We start from the raw sequence: 16967 nt of genomic DNA, 5'->3' as shown, positions 1-16967 counted from the left end.
CCGACGCAGACGATGGATGCCTCCTCGACAGAGGGGGATTCCTCGCCTGCGCAGGATCCGGCTCTGACGTCGCGGCTCGCGCAGCTCGATCACGCGACCGCCGCACTGCGTGACGCGCCGAGCTTCACCAAGAACTCCAAGGTGCGGCGTGTTCTCGACTCCCTGCATCGTGTGCTGGCACAGAAGGGCGGCTGCGCGGCGATCCGTGAACGCGCCGCCGAACTCGACGGCGCCGGGTTGTTCGAGGGCACCGACTGGTCGCAACCCGACATCCTCGTCCCGGGTTTCGTCGGTCCCAGCCTGCGCAGCGGTCAGAACGACACCGTCGTGCTCGAGGCGACCAGTGAACTGCGGTTGGTGGCCATCGCCGCCGGCGAGTTCACCCATCCGGCGATCTCCGCGGACGACGCGCGGCGGTTCCTGTCGCAGGTCCTCGCCATGAACCTCGAGGTGTTGTTCACGCCTCCGTCGGAATCCGAGCGGGTTCGTCTGGGCCGCACCGCGTATCTGATCCGCGATCTGTTCGCCTATGTGGCCGAACAGATCGGGTACGACAGCGTCCTCGACGAACTGGTCGAGGAGATCTGGCGGATCCTGCGCCAGCGTCCGATCCAGGTCGAGCAGGTCACCTCGATGGTCACCCGCATCGCGATCTACCGCGACGACCCGAGTGTCGATCTCGGGAACTCCGGTCAGGGCCTGGACCGTCTGATCACCGCGCTGTTCGGGACCACCGACTCCTGTCGTGAGGATCCCGGCGTCGACGTCTACCGGTCACGCCTGGAGAACATGGACGCCGGCGCCCTGCAGTTCGAGGCAGGGGGTTTCGCGCGCGCGATGCACGACACCGGACTCGTCTCGCCGTACCACGCGACGCTGGTGCGTTTCCTCGTGGAGAACAACTCCTACGGGTTGCCCGAGGCGCTCGGACTCTCCGAGACCGGTCGGATCTCGTTGCAGCGCTACCCCGAACTGGTCCATCGTCTCGTTCTCGAGGCCGTGCACCCCGAGACTGCGCAGTGCCTCTACGGGCTCGCGCTGATGCTCGACCGCGGCATCCTTCACCAACCGCCGATCGTGCCGTCGCTGTGGCGTCAGATCGCGCTGAAACTCTCCCCCGCCGTCCGTGAGCGGATGACGTTGGCGTTCGGGCCGTCCCCCGATCCCGCGTCCCGACTGCTCGGCGGACTGCTCTCGATGCTCGGCCAACCGCTCGGCGTCGGACAGGGCGACAACCCGACCTGCCAGTCGGCGCGGGCGTTGTCGATGTGGGCCTACAACGATCCGGACTACCTGCTGCAGATGGTGGTCTGGGCGGCGCGCGACGGCGAGATCGTCATGCACTTCGAGGGTCAGCCGTTGTCGTCCACCGACAGCGTCGGTGGCGTTGCGACCAGCGACCCCATCGACCTCGATCCGGTGTCGCTGCTGCTGGTCCCGCACCTCGACCGGATCTACGCCGAGATGGTCCGTCGCTGCGCCGGGCGGCCGGGCGATCCGCACCGCTGGGTCAACCCTGAGTTCCACGGCTGGTGGGCAGCAAGGGAATTCCACATCAACGTCGACGTCGAGACCGGCAAATTGATCGACCTCGACGACTTCCTGCGGCAGTTCCACGCGTCGTATCACCCGGCCTACAACGGGGATCAGCCGCTGATCCACCCCCAGCCGGCCGGGGTCGCGGTCACCGACAGCGCAGCGCGATACGTCGGCTGGCACGCGATCACGATCCTGCGCGTCGCCGCCGACCCCGACGGCGTGATGCGTGTGTACTTCTTCAACCCCAACAACGACAGTGGCCAGGACTGGGGCGACGGGGTCGTCGTCGGCACCGCGGGCAACGGCGAACGGGCCGGCGAGGGATCGCTGCCGTTCGACCAGTTCGCGTCACGGCTCTACATCTTCCACGCCGACCCGTTGGAGAACGGGGAGCCCGAGAACGTGCCCGCCGAGGACATCGACCGCATCATCGGATTCATCGAACGCAGTTGGGGCGCCGACCGGATGCCCGCGGACACCGTGACCGCCGAGGGCTCAGGGGACTCGAACCCCTGATCCCGCCCCGCCAGGTGGGCACGTACCGCCACCAGTTGGGCACAAAAGCCCGCCAGTTGGGCACGAAAGCCCGCCAGTTGGGCACGTACCGCCACCAGTTGGGCAGTGACGGCGGGGCAGGCATGCTGGTGACATGAAGTTTGTCGAGTTGGACTCCGTCACCGCACCCGCCTCGTCCGTGATCCTCGGCCTGATGCGGATCGAGCCGCTGGACGACCAGCAGATCCGTACGCTCGTCGGGACAGCCATGGACGCCGGTGTCACGGTCTTCGACCACGCCGACATCTACGGCACCGAGCGGCATGCGTGCGAGCGGAGATTCGGTGGGGCGGTGTCGTTCACGGCGTCACAGCGTGAGCAGGTGATGCTGCAGAGCAAGGTCGGTATCCGCGACGGGTTCTACGACTTCTCCTCCCGACACATCCTCGACACCGTCGACGAGTCGTTGGACGCGCTGCGGACAGATCACCTGGATCTGTTGCTGCTGCACCGCCCGGACACGCTGATGGAGCCGGCCGAGGTCGCCGCCGCCTTCGACACGTTGCAGTCGGCGGGCAAGGTACGCGCGTTCGGCGTCTCCAATCACACCCCGGGACAGATCGAACTGCTCAAGACTGCGGTGACGCAGCCGCTGGTGGCCAACCAGGTGCAGCTGAGTGTCACCCACGCACCTCTCATCGCGGCCGGAGTCGCCGCGAACATCGCCGGTCTCGACCAGTCGGTGAGTCGCGACAACGGGCTCCTGGACTACTCGCGGGTCCACGGGATGACGCTGCAGGCGTGGTCGCCGTTCCAGAAGGGCACCTCCGACGGCGTCTTCCTCGGCGACCGCGAGAACTACGCGGAACTCAACGACGTGCTCGACGAATTGGCGACCGAGTACGGCGTCACGCCAACCGGGATCGCGACCGCATGGATCACCCGACACCCGGCCAACATTCAGGTCGTGCTCGGGACCACGACGCCGAGCCGGGTGTCCGAGGCGGCCGCCGGATCGGACGTCGATCTCACCCGCGCGCAGTGGTATCGGATCTTCCGCGCCGCCGGGCACACACTCCCCTGAGTCGGCTCACCGTCCCGGGGCGACCGCCGCGGCGATGACGAGTTCGGCCGCCGCATCGACCCGTGCACGCTGCGAGGTCACCAGTCTGTCCTGACACAGTCCGCGCAACCCGGAGACCACCAGGGTCGCCCGAGCTGCGGCGTCGGCGCGCGGATAGCCGACTGCGACAAGCGCTTCGGTGATCGGCTTCAGAAGCACCGCGACCGTCGTGCGCGCATACCGACCGTAGGTGTCGGGATCGGTCGTGGCCAGACTCAACACCTGGAGCATCATGGTCGCGCTGCGGCGTTGATCTCCCCTGGAGACGGCGAACCACAGGGTGCGCGCAGCCTCGACGAATTGCTCGTCGGTGGTGACGCCGTCGAAGATCTGACCCGCGTCGGGACGGGCTGCCTCCAGCGCCTGGGACAGCAGCGCACCCCGATCGCCGAAGTAGTAGAGCAGCATCCGCTTGCTCGTCCCCAACGCTTCCGCCATCGGGGCCAACGACAGGTCGCTGACGCCGTTGTCCTCGAGATACCCCACGACCGCGCGGAGTAATTCGGCGCGTTTGTCGAGATCGGGCATTCGGGGCATTGCTTGAATGTATCGATCGGTACGCCTACGGTCAATGATGTGCCGATCGGTACAGATACGCATCCAGGAGGAGGTCGGATCGTGAGTCGAGATCGAACACTTCGCGTCGCGGTCGTGGGAGCCGGTATCGGTGGATTGAGCGCCGCCATCGCGCTGCGCGCCGAGGGGGTCGACGCCGTCGTCTACGAGCAGGCGTCGGAGCTCAAAGCGCTGGGCGCCGGGGTGTCCATCGCCACCAACGGTTCCCGGATCCTGACCCGACTCGGCCTCGGCGAGCAGCTCCGCGCGGTCGCAGGCAGGTTCTCGCACTATGCGTTCCGCACCTGGCAGGGCGATCCGATCGCCGGTGAGCCGTCCGAGTTGTCCTTCGGCGATCCCGCGCACACCCTGTTCCTGCACCGCGGCGAGTTTCAACAAGTGCTGTCCGACGCACTCCCGACCGATGCTCTCCGGCTGGGCCACAGGGTCGTCGCGGTCACCGAACACGACGACGGCGTCGAGATGGAGTTCGCCGACGGCAGCATCGTCGAGGCCGATCTCGTGATCGGTGCGGACGGCATCCACTCGCGTCTCCAGGGGCTGGTGGGCACGCCCGCGCAGCCGGTGAGCGAGGGCATCATGGCCTATCGCGCGCTCATCCCCACCGAGCGTGTCGAGAACATCGTCGACATGAGCCTGTGCGCGATGTGGCTCGGCCCGGAGCGCAGCTTCCTGGCCTACCCCGTCTCCGCGGGGTCGCTGCTGAACGTGGTGGCGTTCGCGCCGAGCAACCTCGACGTCGTCGAGTCCTGGACGGCTCCCGGCGACGTCGACGAGCTCGCGGCGTCCTACGCCGGGTGGGATCAACGGGTCCTCGACGTGATCGCCGCGATGGACACCACCTTCCGCTGGGGCATCTACGACCGTGAACCCCTCGACCGGTGGGCGACCGACCGCATCGCACTGTTGGGCGACTCCGCGCACGCGGTGACCCCGCACCTCGGACAGGGCGCGAATCAGGCCATCGAGGATGCCGCGACGCTCGCCGTCGTCCTGCGCGGTTGCGCCGCGACCGACGTCCCGGCGCGGCTGCGGGTCTACGAGGACCTCCGACGCGAGCGCACCCGACTGGTCCGCGACAGCGCCCGTGCGGCGGGTCGGACCTACCGGTCCACCGAACTCTCCGGCCTCGAGCAGGCCGAGCGGATCGGGGCGATCGTCGCCGGCATCGACATCAACACCCATGACGCAGAGAGCGTCGCGGAACGGGCGTTGGCCGCCGCGCGGTAGGGATCGTGGACGAACGCGCGCCCACCGTTCACACGCGCGCCAAACTGGGCGCGCGGGCGAACGCTTCGCGCGCGTTCACCGCCGTACAACAGAGAAGTCCCGCCGCAGATGCGGCGGGACCTCGTTGTGCGCCCGAAGGGATTCGAACCCCTAACCTCCTGATCCGTAGTCAGGTGCTCTATCCGTTGAGCTACGGGCGCGTGGTCGTGCGTGTTCAGTTGTACGGCCGCTGGTGCCGTGGCGGAGGCGAGAGGATTTGAACCTCCGGTCCCGTTTTAGCGGGACAATTCATTAGCAGTGAATCCCATTCGGCCGCTCTGGCACGCCTCCAGCGGAGTCCTTACGAACTGCCGAGAGCAAAGGTTACACAGCGTGCGTCGCGCGGAGCAAACCGGTTGGTAACCCGCAGGACACCCGCCTAGATTCGAGGTGTGACACCGCGCATCCGACCCGATCTGGCCACCCTGCCCGCCTACGTTCCCGGCAAGACGTTCCCGGGTGCGGTGAAGCTGGCGAGCAACGAGGTCACCTTCGGCCCTCTGCCCAGCGTCGCCACCGCGATCGCCGACGCGGCGGTCGGCCTCAACCGCTATCCGGACAACGCGATGGTGGAGCTCACCGAGGCGCTGGCCAAGCGACTCGGCGTCACCCCGGACAACATCCAGACCGGCTGTGGGTCGGTGAGTCTGTGTCAGAACCTGATCGCGATCACCAGCGCGCCCGGCGACGAGGTCCTGTTCGGGTGGCGGTCGTTCGAGACCTACCCGCTGGCGACCCGCGTGGTGGGGGCGACGCCGGTGCAGATCCCGCTGACCGGTGACCACACCTACGACCTGTCCGCGATGGCCGAGGCGATCACCGAGCGGACCCGCCTGATCTTCGTCTGCAACCCGAACAACCCCACCGGCACCGTCGTCGACGCCGACGACCTCACCGCGTTCCTCGACCGGGTGCCGCCCGAGGTTGTCGTCGCGCTCGACGAGGCCTACATCGAGTACCTGCGCCCCTCGGCCGAGCAACGCTACGACGCGATCGAACTGCACCGCCGCTACCGCAACCTCGTCGTGCTGCGGACGTTCTCCAAGGCCTACGGACTGGCCGGGCTGCGGGTCGGGTACGCGATCGCCGACCCGACAGTCATCGAGGCGCTGCGCAAGGTCCACATCCCGTTCAGCGTCAACAGCCTCGCCCAGGCGGCCGCGGTCGCCTGCCTAGCCGCCGACGCGGAGTTGCTCGCGCGGACCGAGGCCATCGTGGCCGAACGTGCCCGGGTGTCCGCCCGCCTGATCGAGCTGGGCTACCGGGTGCCGGAGTCGCAGGCCAACTTCGTGTGGATCGACCTCGGCGCCGATGCCCTCGACTTCGCCGCCGCGGGACTGGAACACAAGGTGGTCATCCGCCCCTTCGCCGGCGAAGGCGTGCGGGTGACGGTCACCGAGCCCCACGAGAACGACGTGTTCCTCGACTTCGCGCAGCGCTGGGTCTCCGAGGCGGGCAGGCCTCGCTGAGGCGATGGGTTTCAGCAAGTGCGCCCGTACCCGGGGATGCAACATGTTCCCGCACTACATGGAGGTCGCGGGGTGGCTCGCCCTGGCCGCGGTCGTACTCGCCTGGGTCGCTATGGCCACCTACGTGACGATTGATCTCATGACGCGCTCGACGGCGCCCACCGGCACCCGATGGCGCGCCGTCGCGGTCATCTGGCTGTTGCCGGTGGTTGGGGTCATCGCCTACCTCGTGGCCACACGGCGCTCACGACGTCGAACCTGAGCCCTCACACCGAGGGGTCGACGACGACCACGATCTTGCCCGACACCTTTCCCTGGGCCGCCCGGGTGTGGACGTCGACCAGCCCGGTGAGCGAGACCCGTTCGGCGACATCGACGATCAGCTCACCCCGGTCGACACGGGCGACCAGTTCGGCCAACTGGGCGGCATCGCTGCGCACGTACATGTCCACGCCCCGCACGCCGCGATCCGCGTCGGTCGGTACCGGCATCCACACCGTCGTGTTGACCACGACCCCACCGTCGGCGACGAGCGTCGCGAGGGCGGCGAAACGGTCGGGGTCGATCGACGCGAGGTTCAGCAGGACATCCACCGGCTGCGTCACCGCGTCGATCACGTCGGTCGTGGTGTGGTCGATGATCTCGTCGGCGCCGGCCGCCTCGACGCGGCTCCGACTGTTCGGGCCGGCCGTGGCGATGACGTGGGCGCCCACCGATGCGGCCAACTGCACCGCATAGTTGCCCACCGCGCCGCCGGCACCGTTGATCAGGATCCGTTGTCCGGCCCGCAGGCCGGCGTGGTCGACCAGCGCCTGCAGCGCGGTGAGACCGACGACCGGTAACGCGGCCGCATCGGCGAGCGGGATCGTCGTCGGGGCCGGGGAGAGGATCTGCGCCGGCGCCAGGACGAACTCCGCGGCCGCACCGTCGTCGACGAACGGCAGGAAGCCCACGACGCGATCACCGACTGCGATGTCGTCCACCCCGTCGCCGAGGGCGTCGACCGTCCCCGCGACGTCCACACCAGGGACGTGGGGAAGCGACAGCGGCATCGGGTCCTGCATCAACCCGGCGCGGATGTTGCCGTCGACGCCGTTGAAGGTCGTCCCGGCGACGCGGATCCGGACCTGCCCGGTACCCGGTTCCGGCCGATCGACGTCCTCCACGCGAAGCACCTGGGGGTCGCCGTACTCGTGGAATCGCACTGCTCTCATGACCGCACCTCTCGTCAGATCCGAATGTGCTTCGAGTTCGAAGCATATTCGGAACGTAGCAGTACTTCACATTCGAAGCAAGTACTTCGAATGTGAACTACTGGTTAGAGTGACGGCATGACCGAAGCGCCCCAGCCCCTCGACGCGACGCAGCTGAACGCCTACTTCGCCCTCATGGATGTCGCCGGACTGCTCCGGCACGCGGTCGAGCAGCAACTGCGCGAGGCCGGCGACCTGAGCTACGTGCAGTTCCAACTCCTGGCGCGACTCGGCCTTGACTCACCGACCGGAAGCGAACGCATGACCGATCTCGCCGACGGCGTCGTCTACAGCCGCAGCGGGCTGACCTATCAGGCCGGTCTGCTCGAGAAGGCGGGACTCATCACTCGCGCGCCGTCCGCAGAGGACGAACGCGGCGTCACGGTCTCGATCACCGACGCCGGGCGCGCGGTGGTCGCCACAGTGCTACCCGGTCACACCGATGTGGTCAGACAACAGCTGTTCGCGACACTGTCCCGCGATGACGCCGGGACACTGGCCGGCCTGTTGTCCCCGGTCCGTGACCACATGCGCTCGGCGCCACCGAGGTCTGCCCGACGGCGATGAGGACGGCGGCCTACAGGCCCCGGGAGATCGTCGGCCACAGCAGCGGCAGGTCCCGCGACCAGTAGGCCCAGCTGTGCGTGCCGATGAGCGGGAAGCTGACGTCCGCGGCGACACCGTTGGCGCGCAGCGTGAGCGCGAACTCCAGCGAGCACCGGTACGCACCCGATTCCAGTCCGGACGCGGCCAGCAGCGTGGCCGGACGCGACATCCCCGGGTCGAGCGGCGTCGTGAAGTCCAACGGCCCGATGGCGCCGGAGCCTGCGGAGATGTAGAGGTTCTTGCCGCGGAGTTGGTCGAGATGCAGGCTCGGGTCGTGCGCAGCCCAGTCCGGGCCCCCGACCCGTCCCCACATGTTGTCCGCGTCGCCGCCGTCCTTCGCCACGGTCGCCCGCACGTAGGCCTCGTTGAGCAGACCACTGACCGGCGGGCAGCCGCTGAGCGATGCCGCGCCGGTGTAGAGGTTCGGGTGGCGGAACGTCAGGGCCAACGCGGCCTGGCCGCCCATCGACAACCCGACGATCGCGTTGCGGCCGTTGCCGTTGTAGTTGCCGTCGATCAGCGGCGGCAACTCCTCGGTGAGGAACGTTTCCCACTGCGGCATGCCGAGCTTGGGATCGTTCTTCTGCCAGTTGGTGTAGAACGAGCCGGCCCCGCCCGAGGGGAGCACGACGTTGACGTTCTTGTCGGCGAAGAATTTCGCGGCGTTGCCCTTGGTGAGCCAGTCGCTGACCTGACCGGTCGCGCCCGCTCCGTCGAGCATGTAGACCGTCGACCGACTGACGTTGGTGTCGCGGGGCAGCAGCACCGACACGGTGACCTTGCCGCGCATGGCGGGCGAATCGACAGTGACGTCGAGGTGCCTGCTGTTGACCTTCACGACCTTGTCGAGCTTCGCCACCGGCGCGGGAGCGGGTGCGGCGGCGGCGTGAGGCGCGACGGTCACGACGGAGGCGACGATTCCGAGGGCGAGCAGCGTCGGGAGCACCCGTCGGCGGGTGGATCGTGGACGAGACCGGGCGACGGAGCCGGGGCGAGCTCTCACACGAGAGTTCAGCATGTCTAAATACCCCCAGCATTCAGCAAAGATCGTGGACTGTGTCCACAGTACCGAGACGCGACGCCTGCACCCCCGACCGAATCAGGCAACGTGAGCCTCGGCTGCGTAACGATTGAGCCACCGACGAGCAACGGAGAACCCCCGCGTGACCACCGATGACGGCTTTGCGTTCAGTGCCCACGTCCCCGTCCGATGGTCGGACATGGACGCCTTCGGGCACATCAACCACGCCCGGATGGTCACTCTGATGGAGGAGGCGCGGATCCAATGGCTGCTGAGTGCGGGCGAGGAGTACCAGCCGCTGATCACCAGCGCGATGATCGTCAACGTCGCCATCCGCTACCAGGCACAGCTCCGCCACTCCGACACCCCGCTGCACGTCGGGATGTGGATCAGCACGTTCCGGTCGGTCGACTTCACCATCTCCTACGAGATCCGCGGCGCGCAGGCGCCGGCCGACTCGAAACCGGCCTGCGTCGCGACCACGCAGATGGCCGTCGTCGACATCGAGAAGCACACCCTCCGCCGCCTCTCCCCCGACGAGAAGGCCCACCTCGCCGCGTGGTCACGCAGCTGAGCGGCCGGTTCGTCACATCCGCGTCGCGTTGATCCCGCCGTCGACGTACAGGGTGATCCCGTGGATCTTCGATGCCTCGTCGGAGACCAGGAACAGCACGCCGTCGGCGATGTCCTGCGGATCGACGACGGTGCCCGCGGGCGTGGACGCGGTCATGGCGTCGAGGATCGGGCGGGAATCCTCGTTGCCGGGGGTCAACGTGACGCCGGGCGCGACCGAGTTCACCCGGACCCCACTCGGCCCGAACTCGGCGGCCCAACTCCGGGTCAGCTGTTCGTCGGCCGCCTTGGTCGCGGTGTACATGGCTGCGAACGGGCTACCCACCGCGGCCATCCACGATCCGATCGTGACGATCGCCCCCGCACCGCGCTGCGCCATGGGCGGGGCGAGTTCACCGACGAGCACGTGGGGTGCGCGGACGTTCACCGCCAGCATCGCGTCGAGATCGGAATCGGCGAGATCCACCGTTGCCGTCGCCGGGTAGATGCCCGCGCTGTTGACGAGGATGTCGACCGACCCGCCGAGCTCGGATGCGACGGCGGCGGCGAACGACCGCAGGTCGGCGTAGCTCCCCGCGAGGTCCACCGGCACGAACGACGCGGTGCCGCCCGCATCCCGGATACGGGTTACGACGGCGGTGCCGCGGTCGGCGTCGCGGCCGCTGACGACGACGCTCGCGCCGTGAGCGGCGAGGGTGACGGCGATGGCCTCGCCGATCCCGCTGGTGGATCCGGTGACGAGCGCCGTGCGGCCGGAGAGTCTGTGCGTGTCGGAAGTTGTCATGACCTCTGTCTAAGCCGCTCGTCGGTCGGCAACCAGGCGAGGATCAACCTAGGTCTGTCATGACCAGGCTCGTGGTCGGCGACGCGGCTAACCTGGCGTGATGCCCCAGGACCGCACCGCGTTGAGCGCTTTCCTGCGTGATCGTCGCGATCGCCTCACGCCCACGTCGGTCGGGTTGACGGACTACGGGCGGCGCCGCGTGCCGGGTCTGCGGCGCGAGGAGTTGGCCCAGCTCGCCGGCGTAAGTCCGGACTACTACAGCAAGCTCGAACAGGGACGGCAGGCGAACGTCTCGCCGGAGGTGTTGCGGGCGATCGCCCGGGCGCTGCGGCTCGACGCGGTCGAATCCGCGTATCTACATGATCTCGCCGCGCCGGCGTCAGCACCCGATCCGGTTGTGCAGGTGGCCGATGCGGGTCTGCTACAGGTGATGCAGGCGCTCGACCACGTCCCCGTCATCCTGCTCGGTCGCGCGGGCGAGATCCTCGCCAGCAATGCCCTGATCCGTGCGGCGCTCAGCCTTCCCATGGAGACCGGGGCGTCGTTGCACCACTACCTGTTCCGCGATCCGATCGCGCGGGAGCGGATCGTGAACTGGTCACAGTTCGCGTCGGCCGCGGTGGCCGGGCTGCGTCGCGACGCCGCCCGCCGCCCAAGTGATCCCGTGCTGGCCGCACTGATTGAGGAACTCCGTGTGTCCGAGCCGCAGTTCGCACAGTGGTGGGACGACCACGAGGTCCTGGAGTTCGAGCGCACGATCAAGGTCATCCAGCACCCGTCGGCGGGCACGATGCAGTTCGGCATCGAGTTCCTGTGCACCCCGGGCAATCCCGACCAGAGTCTCATCGTCTACACCGTGGAGCCCGGATCGACGACGGCCCGGGTCCTGCCGATCCTCGCGAGCTGGGACCCGGATTCGACCATCTCGGTCTGACCCCGCAGCGGGCCCGTCGGGCCATCTCGGACGAACCCGTCAAACGACCGTCGGTATTGACCGATACGCGTCACTGTCAGCAAACTCTCAGCTGCGCAGCGGTTTTGACGATGCACACTGGTGCTCGTGCCTCCGATGTCAGTGCCCGCGGGCTGGTCTCACCACCAGGGTGTGTCGTTGCTCGACGGGTGGTTCCCGCTCACGGTCCAGATCGCCGCCGCGGTGCTGCTCGTGGTCGCGATCGGGTGGCGGACACGGCGCTGGCGCCTGATCTGGTTGCCTGCGTCGGTGGCGGTCGCCGTCCTCGGCGCGTTCCTCGTACACCTCTACTTCGACTCCCAGGGCCTGGCCACCGACCCCGCGCCGCGCAGCCTGTGGATCTGGGTCGGCGTCACCGTCGGCGCACTGGGGGTGGCGGTGTTCGGCTGGCGCAGTGCGCGGTGGTGGCGGCGCGGGGTCGCCATCGCCGTCGTGCCGATTGCCCTGTTGGCCACCGGGATCGTGCTCAACCAGTGGGTCGGGTACTTCCCGACCGTGTCGGCCGCCTGGGGTGAGATCACGTCCGGGCCGCTGCCCGACCAGGTGTCGGCCGACGACCTCGCGTCGATGCGCAACACCACCCGCACGACCGGCGCCCTGGTCCCGGTGACGACCCCGGACAGCTCGAGTCACTTCGCCCACCGCACCGAATACGTCTATCTGCCGCCGACGTGGTTCGCGGGCGCCACCCCACCGACCCTGCCGGTCGTCATGATGATCGCCGGCGAGTTCAACACCCCGACCGACTGGATCCGTACCGGCGACGCCATGCACACCGTCGACGCCTACGCAGCGGCCCACCACGGTTCAGCACCGGTGATGGTCTTCGTCGATGCGGGTGGATCGTTCAACAACGACACCGAGTGCGTGAACGGATCGCGCGGCAACGTCGCCGACCATCTCACCGACGAGGTCCGTCCGTACGTGATCTCCCACTTCCACACCTCGTCGTCTGCAGCGAGCTGGGGCATCGTCGGGTGGTCGATGGGCGGCACCTGCTCGGTCGACCTCACCGTGATGCACCCCGATCTGTTCTCGAGCTACGTCGACATCGCCGGCGACGCGGCCCCCACAGCCGGTACCACCGACCAGACCCTGTCGCGTCTGTACGGCGGGAACGCAGCCACCGCAGCGTCGTTCGATCCGGTCACCGTCATGCGCAAGCACGGTCCGTACCAGGGGATCTCGGCCTGGTACGACGACACCGGAGGCAGTCCGACGAGGGGCCACCACCCCGGAGGGGCGGGTGGAGGCGGCCACCACTGGACGCGTTCGGCACCGAGCGGCGGCACCGGACTCGGCGGGCGCGGCGAGGGACCCGACACGAATGATCAGGGGCAGGCGGCACAGACGTTGTGCGCGGAGAACCGCACCGTCGACATCGCGTGCCAGATCCACACCCAACCGGGCAAGCACTCCTGGCAATTCGCGTCGACGGCGCTGTCGGTGTCGCTGCCGTGGCTGGCCTCGACCATCGGGGTCCCCGGTGCCTGACCGCCGCTATTCGGGGAGGCGGCGGCTGCGCATGGTCGCATCGCCGGTGGACAGGCGGGCGATGTTGCCCTGCAATACATCCCGGTAGATCCGCAACTGGTCCTCGCCGGCGCGGACCTGCTCGGTGAGCCGCTTGGTGTTGTCGGCGGAGATCTCCCGCTCACCCGACCGCGCGACCAACCGATCGATGCGGTCGTCGATCGTCGCGGTGTGGGCGAACTCGGCGATGACCCGGAGCTCGACAGCAGCCGACTCGACCACCTCGGCCACCGACGCCAACGCCGCGACGCGGTCGATGAGCTCGGTCCACACCGGGCGGAGTGAACCCTCCCGGCTCGAGATGTGATCGCTCAGGTCGGCGTCGAAACCGGCTGCGCGACGGCTGTTGTCGAGATCGACACGGATGGTCCGCAGCGCGATCACGTCGGCGGCGATGTCGGCGAGCTCGGCGTTGAGGTCGACGGCGGTGCGCTGCATGTCGAAGTGATCGGAATGCCATGCCGGACAGCGGATGATCCGGTCGTAGAAGGATCCCGCAGCGAACAGGATGGTCTCGTACCCGTCGACGAACTTCGCATCGCCGTTCGGCGAGGGCGTCTCGAGATCACCGAGGATCTCGTTCACCCAGCGATTCCCCTTGTCGAGGCCGGCCCTGGTGGCCGCGGCACCCACCGCACCGGCGACGCGGTCGATGGCGGCGCTGCCCGCCCGGCGGACGTATCCGCCGGAGTTCACGTTGGGCGTCGGCGTGTACGTCAGGCCGACGAACAGCCGCTCGCGGTCGACCAGTTCGAGGTGCACGCCCTCACGGCGCTCCCGTCGGATACCGCGGATGCTGGTGGCGAAGATGCCCTTGCCGGTGATGACGTTCTTCCGGGCGTCGTCGAGCCGACGGGTCATGGTGTTGCGGCGACTCCGGATGACCGGCGCCACCATGGACGGCAACATCGGGTTGGCGAGCTGCGCCTCGATCGCACCGATGCTGCGCTGCAGCCGTCGGAGTCCACCGAATCCGCCGGCACCGTTGATCGACGACGAGGTCGGGACGGGCAGCCCCGCCGACATCCTGCGGATCACGATCCCGCGCGCCGCATCCGACAGGTGCCCGGACGCGATGACAACCGCGGCGTCGTCGGACAGCTCCGGTTGCACACCCGGGATCACCGACTTCTCACACCACCGACCGATGTCGGACGGCGTCAGGGGGTCGGGCAGTCGGGGTCCGGGGTGGGGGAAACCGGGCTCGGTCATGGGACCGATGGTACGGATTCGCGTTTCGGAGCGGTGGCCCGCGGACGCCAGAACACCACGGTCAGGCGGTGCAGCAGCCACGCCACCGGGATGCTCAGCACGCTGGTGACGATGAGCACGCCGACCATCGACCCCGTGAAGATCGTGTACCCGAGCAGGTCCATGACCAGTTCGACGACCATCAGATGGACGAGGAAGAACTCGTAGGAGATCTCGCCGAGCCACACCATCGGGCCCGATCCCATCAGACGGTCCCACCACGAGCCGGCCGGTCCGAGCACCAGCGGCGCGATCAGGCCGAGCGCCACGACGAGGTAGAGCAGCAGCTTGATGACGGTGGCCGATCCGGACAGCGGCGTGATCGTCGGCTCGCCTGCGATCGAGGTGCAACTGACCTGGAACGCCAGCACCGCGATCAGCACCGACAGCAACGGGTTGATCCGCAGCCGCGTCTGGGCGAGCGCGGCCAGCAGCATGCCGCCGACGAACCAGGTGAGGAACGCCGGGGGCCACAACCGCGCGGTCGGGTCGAGCCCGTCCCCGGTGTGGGTGACGATCGCCCAGAGCGGCGACACCGACCCGAGGACCACCAGCGAGATGACAACCAGGTCCAGACGCCACCGTCGGCGACACACGGCGCTGACGATCAGCCATCCGGCGATCGGCAGGACGAGGTAGAAGCCGACCTCGGCGGCCAGACTCCACATCTGGGTGAGCCCAGAGTGCAGGTGGCCGTAGCCGTAGATCTGCGTCAGCGTCAGGTTGCGCAGCAACCCCGACCACCCCTGGCCGAGGTCGGAGGTGTCGGTGCGCCACCACGCGAAGATCGCGTAGACCGCCAGCACCGTGACCCAGTAGGCGGGCAGGATCCGTCGCGCCCGGTGTTCGGCGTAACGCCGCACCGAGGGGCGACGGCCGCCGGTGGCCAGCGACGCCATCCACGGCTTGAACAGCAGGTAGCCCGACAGCACGAAGAAGATCGCGACACCGATCTCCAGGCGGGCGAAGAACCGGCCCGCGAGGTCGTCGGTGTAGTTGCCCGTCCAGAAAGCGGCGTGTGTCGCGCACACGAGAAATGCCGCGAGCGTACGGATCCCGGTCAGAGAGTCGACGCGCCTGGTCGCCCGACCCGGGGTGGGCGCCGGCCGACGGTCGTCGACGTTCAGGAGGCGCCCGGTGCGGCGAGCAATGCAGCCGCGACCCGTTCGAGTGCCGCGACCCGACTGCCCTTGACGAGAACGGCATCCCCGGACCGCAGGTCGCTCAGCGCGGCGACCGCGGCGTTGATGTCGGGAACATGGGTGACCGACGGGCCGTAATCGGCTGCGTCGACGGCGATCACGTCCACGCCGATGGTGGCGGCGCGTTCGCTGATGGCGAGGTGCTCGGCGCGCGCGGTGTCACCGAGTTCGGCCATCACCCCGAGAACCGCGACCCGGCGCCGGTCGGACAACCCGACGAGCGCGTCGAGCGCCGCGTTCATCGAGGTCGGGTTGGCGTTGTAGGAGTCGTTGAGCACCGCGACCCCGGAGTCGGTGCGCGACAGCTCCATCCGCAGGCCGGAGATGGCCGCACCGGACAGCCCCTCGGCGATCTTGTCGAGGTCGATGCCGACGCCACCGGCCACCGCGGTCGCGGCCAGCGCGTTCGACACCTGATGACGACCGCGCGCGGCCATCGACACCTCGACCGACCCCCACGGGGTGTGCAGGGTGAAGGTCGGGCGGAGCTCGGAGTCGAGTCGGATGTCGGCGGCGTGGACGTCGGCGGGTGTGGCGAGGCCGTAGCCGATGACACGCGCAGACGTCCGTGACGCCATCGCCGCGACCGCCTCCTGGTCGATGTTCAGCACGGCCAGTCCGTCGGCGGGCAACGACTCGACGAGTTCCCCCTTCGCCTGCGCGACCGCGGCGATGCTGCCGAACAACTCCAGGTGAACCCCGTCGACCCGCGTGACGACGCCGATGGTGGGGTGCGCGATGTCGCAGAGCGTCGCGATGTGTCCGACTCCGCGGGCGCCCATCTCGACCACCACCGCCTCGGTGCCGTCGGGCGCGCCGAACAGCGTCAACGGCAGACCCAGCTCGTTGTTGAACGACCGCTCGTTGGCCGCGGTGCGCATCTGCGTCGAGAGCACCTGCGCGAGGAGATCTTTGGTCGAGGTCTTGCCCACCGAGCCGGTGACCCCGATGACCGGTCCGGTCAGCCGCGCGCGGGCCGCCCGTCCGAGATCGGCGAGGGCGAGGGAGGTGTCGGCCACCTGGATCGACGTCGCGTCAGAATCCACCGCGCGGTCGGTGAGGAACGCCGATGCACCGGCGTCGACGGCTGTGGCGATGAAGTCGTGGCCGTCACGCTCGGCGACGATCGGGACGAACAGTTGTCCCGCCGCCACGGTCCGCGAGTCGATGCTGGCGCCGTCGACGGTGACATCGGGGCCGGTGAGACGGCCGCCGGTCGCTTCTGCCACCTCGTTCGCTGAGAAATGCACCCACCGAAAGTACTCTGCCGCCGCCGGGAAACCACACCCTCGCCAGGCAA

General features: G+C 68.5%; 16 protein-coding genes and 2 tRNA genes. 9 read left to right on the top strand and 9 right to left on the bottom strand.

The window, feature by feature from the left end:
• Window positions 1–12: 12 nt before the first annotated feature.
• Window positions 13–2055 (top strand): hypothetical protein, encoded by a 2043-nt coding sequence (locus IEV93_RS06900; RefSeq protein WP_188490426.1) that lies wholly within the window; start codon window positions 13–15, stop codon window positions 2053–2055.
• A gap of 133 nt (window positions 2056–2188) precedes the next feature.
• A complete protein-coding gene (locus IEV93_RS06895; RefSeq protein ID WP_188488160.1) occupies window positions 2189–3118 on the top strand; it encodes an aldo/keto reductase in 930 nt (309 codons plus the stop codon).
• A gap of 6 nt (window positions 3119–3124) precedes the next feature.
• On the opposite strand, the gene IEV93_RS06890 is transcribed toward IEV93_RS06895, so the two are convergent.
• Window positions 3125–3694: a TetR/AcrR family transcriptional regulator gene (locus IEV93_RS06890; RefSeq protein ID WP_188488158.1), complete on the bottom strand. Its 570-nt coding sequence runs from the start codon at window positions 3692–3694 to the stop codon at window positions 3125–3127.
• An 81-nt stretch (window positions 3695–3775) separates the two neighbouring features.
• Between IEV93_RS06890 and IEV93_RS06885 the strand changes: the two genes are divergently transcribed.
• A complete protein-coding gene (locus IEV93_RS06885; RefSeq protein ID WP_188488156.1) occupies window positions 3776–4963 on the top strand; it encodes an FAD-dependent monooxygenase in 1188 nt (395 codons plus the stop codon).
• A 127-nt stretch (window positions 4964–5090) separates the two neighbouring features.
• On the opposite strand, the gene IEV93_RS06880 is transcribed toward IEV93_RS06885, so the two are convergent.
• A tRNA-Arg gene (locus IEV93_RS06880) sits at window positions 5091–5163 on the bottom strand.
• A gap of 38 nt (window positions 5164–5201) precedes the next feature.
• Window positions 5202–5293: transfer RNA gene (locus IEV93_RS06875), tRNA-Ser, on the bottom strand.
• Between the two features lie 101 nt (window positions 5294–5394).
• On the opposite strand from IEV93_RS06875, the gene hisC reads away from it, so the two are divergent.
• Complete coding sequence (gene hisC, locus IEV93_RS06870) at window positions 5395–6471, top strand: histidinol-phosphate transaminase (protein WP_188488154.1); 1077 nt, start codon at window positions 5395–5397, stop codon at window positions 6469–6471.
• Window positions 6472–6475: 4 nt separating this feature from the next.
• Window positions 6476–6733 (top strand): hypothetical protein, encoded by a 258-nt coding sequence (locus tag IEV93_RS06865; protein WP_188488152.1) that lies wholly within the window; start codon window positions 6476–6478, stop codon window positions 6731–6733.
• A 4-nt stretch (window positions 6734–6737) separates the two neighbouring features.
• On the opposite strand, the gene IEV93_RS06860 is transcribed toward IEV93_RS06865, so the two are convergent.
• Window positions 6738–7685 carry an NADP-dependent oxidoreductase gene (locus IEV93_RS06860; protein ID WP_188488150.1) on the bottom strand — a complete coding sequence of 316 codons (948 nt, stop codon included), beginning with the start codon at window positions 7683–7685 and terminating at the stop codon, window positions 6738–6740.
• Between the two features lie 117 nt (window positions 7686–7802).
• On the opposite strand from IEV93_RS06860, the gene IEV93_RS06855 reads away from it, so the two are divergent.
• A complete protein-coding gene (locus tag IEV93_RS06855) occupies window positions 7803–8291 on the top strand; it encodes a MarR family winged helix-turn-helix transcriptional regulator (RefSeq protein WP_188488148.1) in 489 nt (162 codons plus the stop codon).
• 10 nt (window positions 8292–8301) lie between these two features.
• Here the strand turns inward: IEV93_RS06855 and IEV93_RS06850 are convergent, their stop codons facing one another.
• Window positions 8302–9348, bottom strand: coding sequence for an alpha/beta hydrolase (locus IEV93_RS06850; protein ID WP_188488146.1), 1047 nt, complete (start codon window positions 9346–9348; stop codon window positions 8302–8304).
• 145 nt (window positions 9349–9493) lie between these two features.
• On the opposite strand from IEV93_RS06850, the gene IEV93_RS06845 reads away from it, so the two are divergent.
• Window positions 9494–9925 (top strand): acyl-CoA thioesterase, encoded by a 432-nt coding sequence (locus tag IEV93_RS06845; RefSeq protein WP_268237460.1) that lies wholly within the window; start codon window positions 9494–9496, stop codon window positions 9923–9925.
• Window positions 9926–9937: 12 nt separating this feature from the next.
• Here the strand turns inward: IEV93_RS06845 and IEV93_RS06840 are convergent, their stop codons facing one another.
• A complete protein-coding gene (locus IEV93_RS06840; protein ID WP_188488144.1) occupies window positions 9938–10708 on the bottom strand; it encodes an SDR family NAD(P)-dependent oxidoreductase in 771 nt (256 codons plus the stop codon).
• Between the two features lie 100 nt (window positions 10709–10808).
• Between IEV93_RS06840 and IEV93_RS06835 the strand changes: the two genes are divergently transcribed.
• A complete protein-coding gene (locus tag IEV93_RS06835) occupies window positions 10809–11642 on the top strand; it encodes a helix-turn-helix domain-containing protein (RefSeq protein ID WP_188488142.1) in 834 nt (277 codons plus the stop codon).
• 135 nt (window positions 11643–11777) lie between these two features.
• Entirely contained in the window at window positions 11778–13175 is a 1398-nt protein-coding gene (locus IEV93_RS06830; RefSeq protein ID WP_188490424.1) for an alpha/beta hydrolase-fold protein, read from the top strand.
• A gap of 6 nt (window positions 13176–13181) precedes the next feature.
• Here the strand turns inward: IEV93_RS06830 and IEV93_RS06825 are convergent, their stop codons facing one another.
• Genes IEV93_RS06825 through IEV93_RS06815 form a run of 3 tightly spaced genes read right to left on the bottom strand, consistent with a single transcriptional unit; the run spans window position 13182 to window position 16917 of the window.
• Complete coding sequence (locus tag IEV93_RS06825; protein WP_188488140.1) at window positions 13182–14426, bottom strand: hypothetical protein; 1245 nt, start codon at window positions 14424–14426, stop codon at window positions 13182–13184.
• A complete protein-coding gene (locus IEV93_RS06820; protein ID WP_188490423.1) occupies window positions 14423–15592 on the bottom strand; it encodes an acyltransferase family protein in 1170 nt (389 codons plus the stop codon). The genes IEV93_RS06825 and IEV93_RS06820 overlap by 4 nt, the downstream gene beginning before the upstream one ends.
• Complete coding sequence (locus IEV93_RS06815; RefSeq protein ID WP_188488138.1) at window positions 15589–16917, bottom strand: UDP-N-acetylmuramoyl-tripeptide--D-alanyl-D-alanine ligase; 1329 nt, start codon at window positions 16915–16917, stop codon at window positions 15589–15591. Before IEV93_RS06815 ends, IEV93_RS06820 begins: the two co-directional genes overlap by 4 nt.
• Between the last annotated feature and the right edge of the window lie 50 nt (window positions 16918–16967).

This window comes from Williamsia phyllosphaerae, assembly GCF_014635305.1.
Classification (GTDB): domain Bacteria; phylum Actinomycetota; class Actinomycetes; order Mycobacteriales; family Mycobacteriaceae; genus Williamsia_A; species Williamsia_A phyllosphaerae.
Note: the sequence above shows the minus strand (reverse complement) of the source record. Positions and strands in the feature narration are given on the sequence as shown.

What these genes read in the sequence shown, in the direction of transcription:
- IEV93_RS06900 (WP_188490426.1), top strand. Translation starts at nt 13, where the DNA reads ATGGATGCCTCCTCGACAGAGGGGGATTCCTCGCCTGCGCAGGATCCG.
- IEV93_RS06895 (WP_188488160.1), top strand. Translation starts at nt 2,189, where the DNA reads ATGAAGTTTGTCGAGTTGGACTCCGTCACCGCACCCGCCTCGTCCGTG.
- IEV93_RS06890 (WP_188488158.1), bottom strand. Translation starts at nt 3,694, where the DNA reads ATGCCCCGAATGCCCGATCTCGACAAACGCGCCGAATTACTCCGCGCG.
- IEV93_RS06865 (WP_188488152.1), top strand. Translation starts at nt 6,476, where the DNA reads ATGGGTTTCAGCAAGTGCGCCCGTACCCGGGGATGCAACATGTTCCCG.
- IEV93_RS06860 (WP_188488150.1), bottom strand. Translation starts at nt 7,685, where the DNA reads ATGAGAGCAGTGCGATTCCACGAGTACGGCGACCCCCAGGTGCTTCGC.
- IEV93_RS06855 (WP_188488148.1), top strand. Translation starts at nt 7,803, where the DNA reads ATGACCGAAGCGCCCCAGCCCCTCGACGCGACGCAGCTGAACGCCTAC.
- IEV93_RS06850 (WP_188488146.1), bottom strand. Translation starts at nt 9,348, where the DNA reads ATGCTGAACTCTCGTGTGAGAGCTCGCCCCGGCTCCGTCGCCCGGTCT.
- IEV93_RS06840 (WP_188488144.1), bottom strand. Translation starts at nt 10,708, where the DNA reads ATGACAACTTCCGACACGCACAGACTCTCCGGCCGCACGGCGCTCGTC.
- IEV93_RS06835 (WP_188488142.1), top strand. Translation starts at nt 10,809, where the DNA reads ATGCCCCAGGACCGCACCGCGTTGAGCGCTTTCCTGCGTGATCGTCGC.
- IEV93_RS06830 (WP_188490424.1), top strand. Translation starts at nt 11,778, where the DNA reads ATGTCAGTGCCCGCGGGCTGGTCTCACCACCAGGGTGTGTCGTTGCTC.
- IEV93_RS06825 (WP_188488140.1), bottom strand. Translation starts at nt 14,426, where the DNA reads ATGACCGAGCCCGGTTTCCCCCACCCCGGACCCCGACTGCCCGACCCC.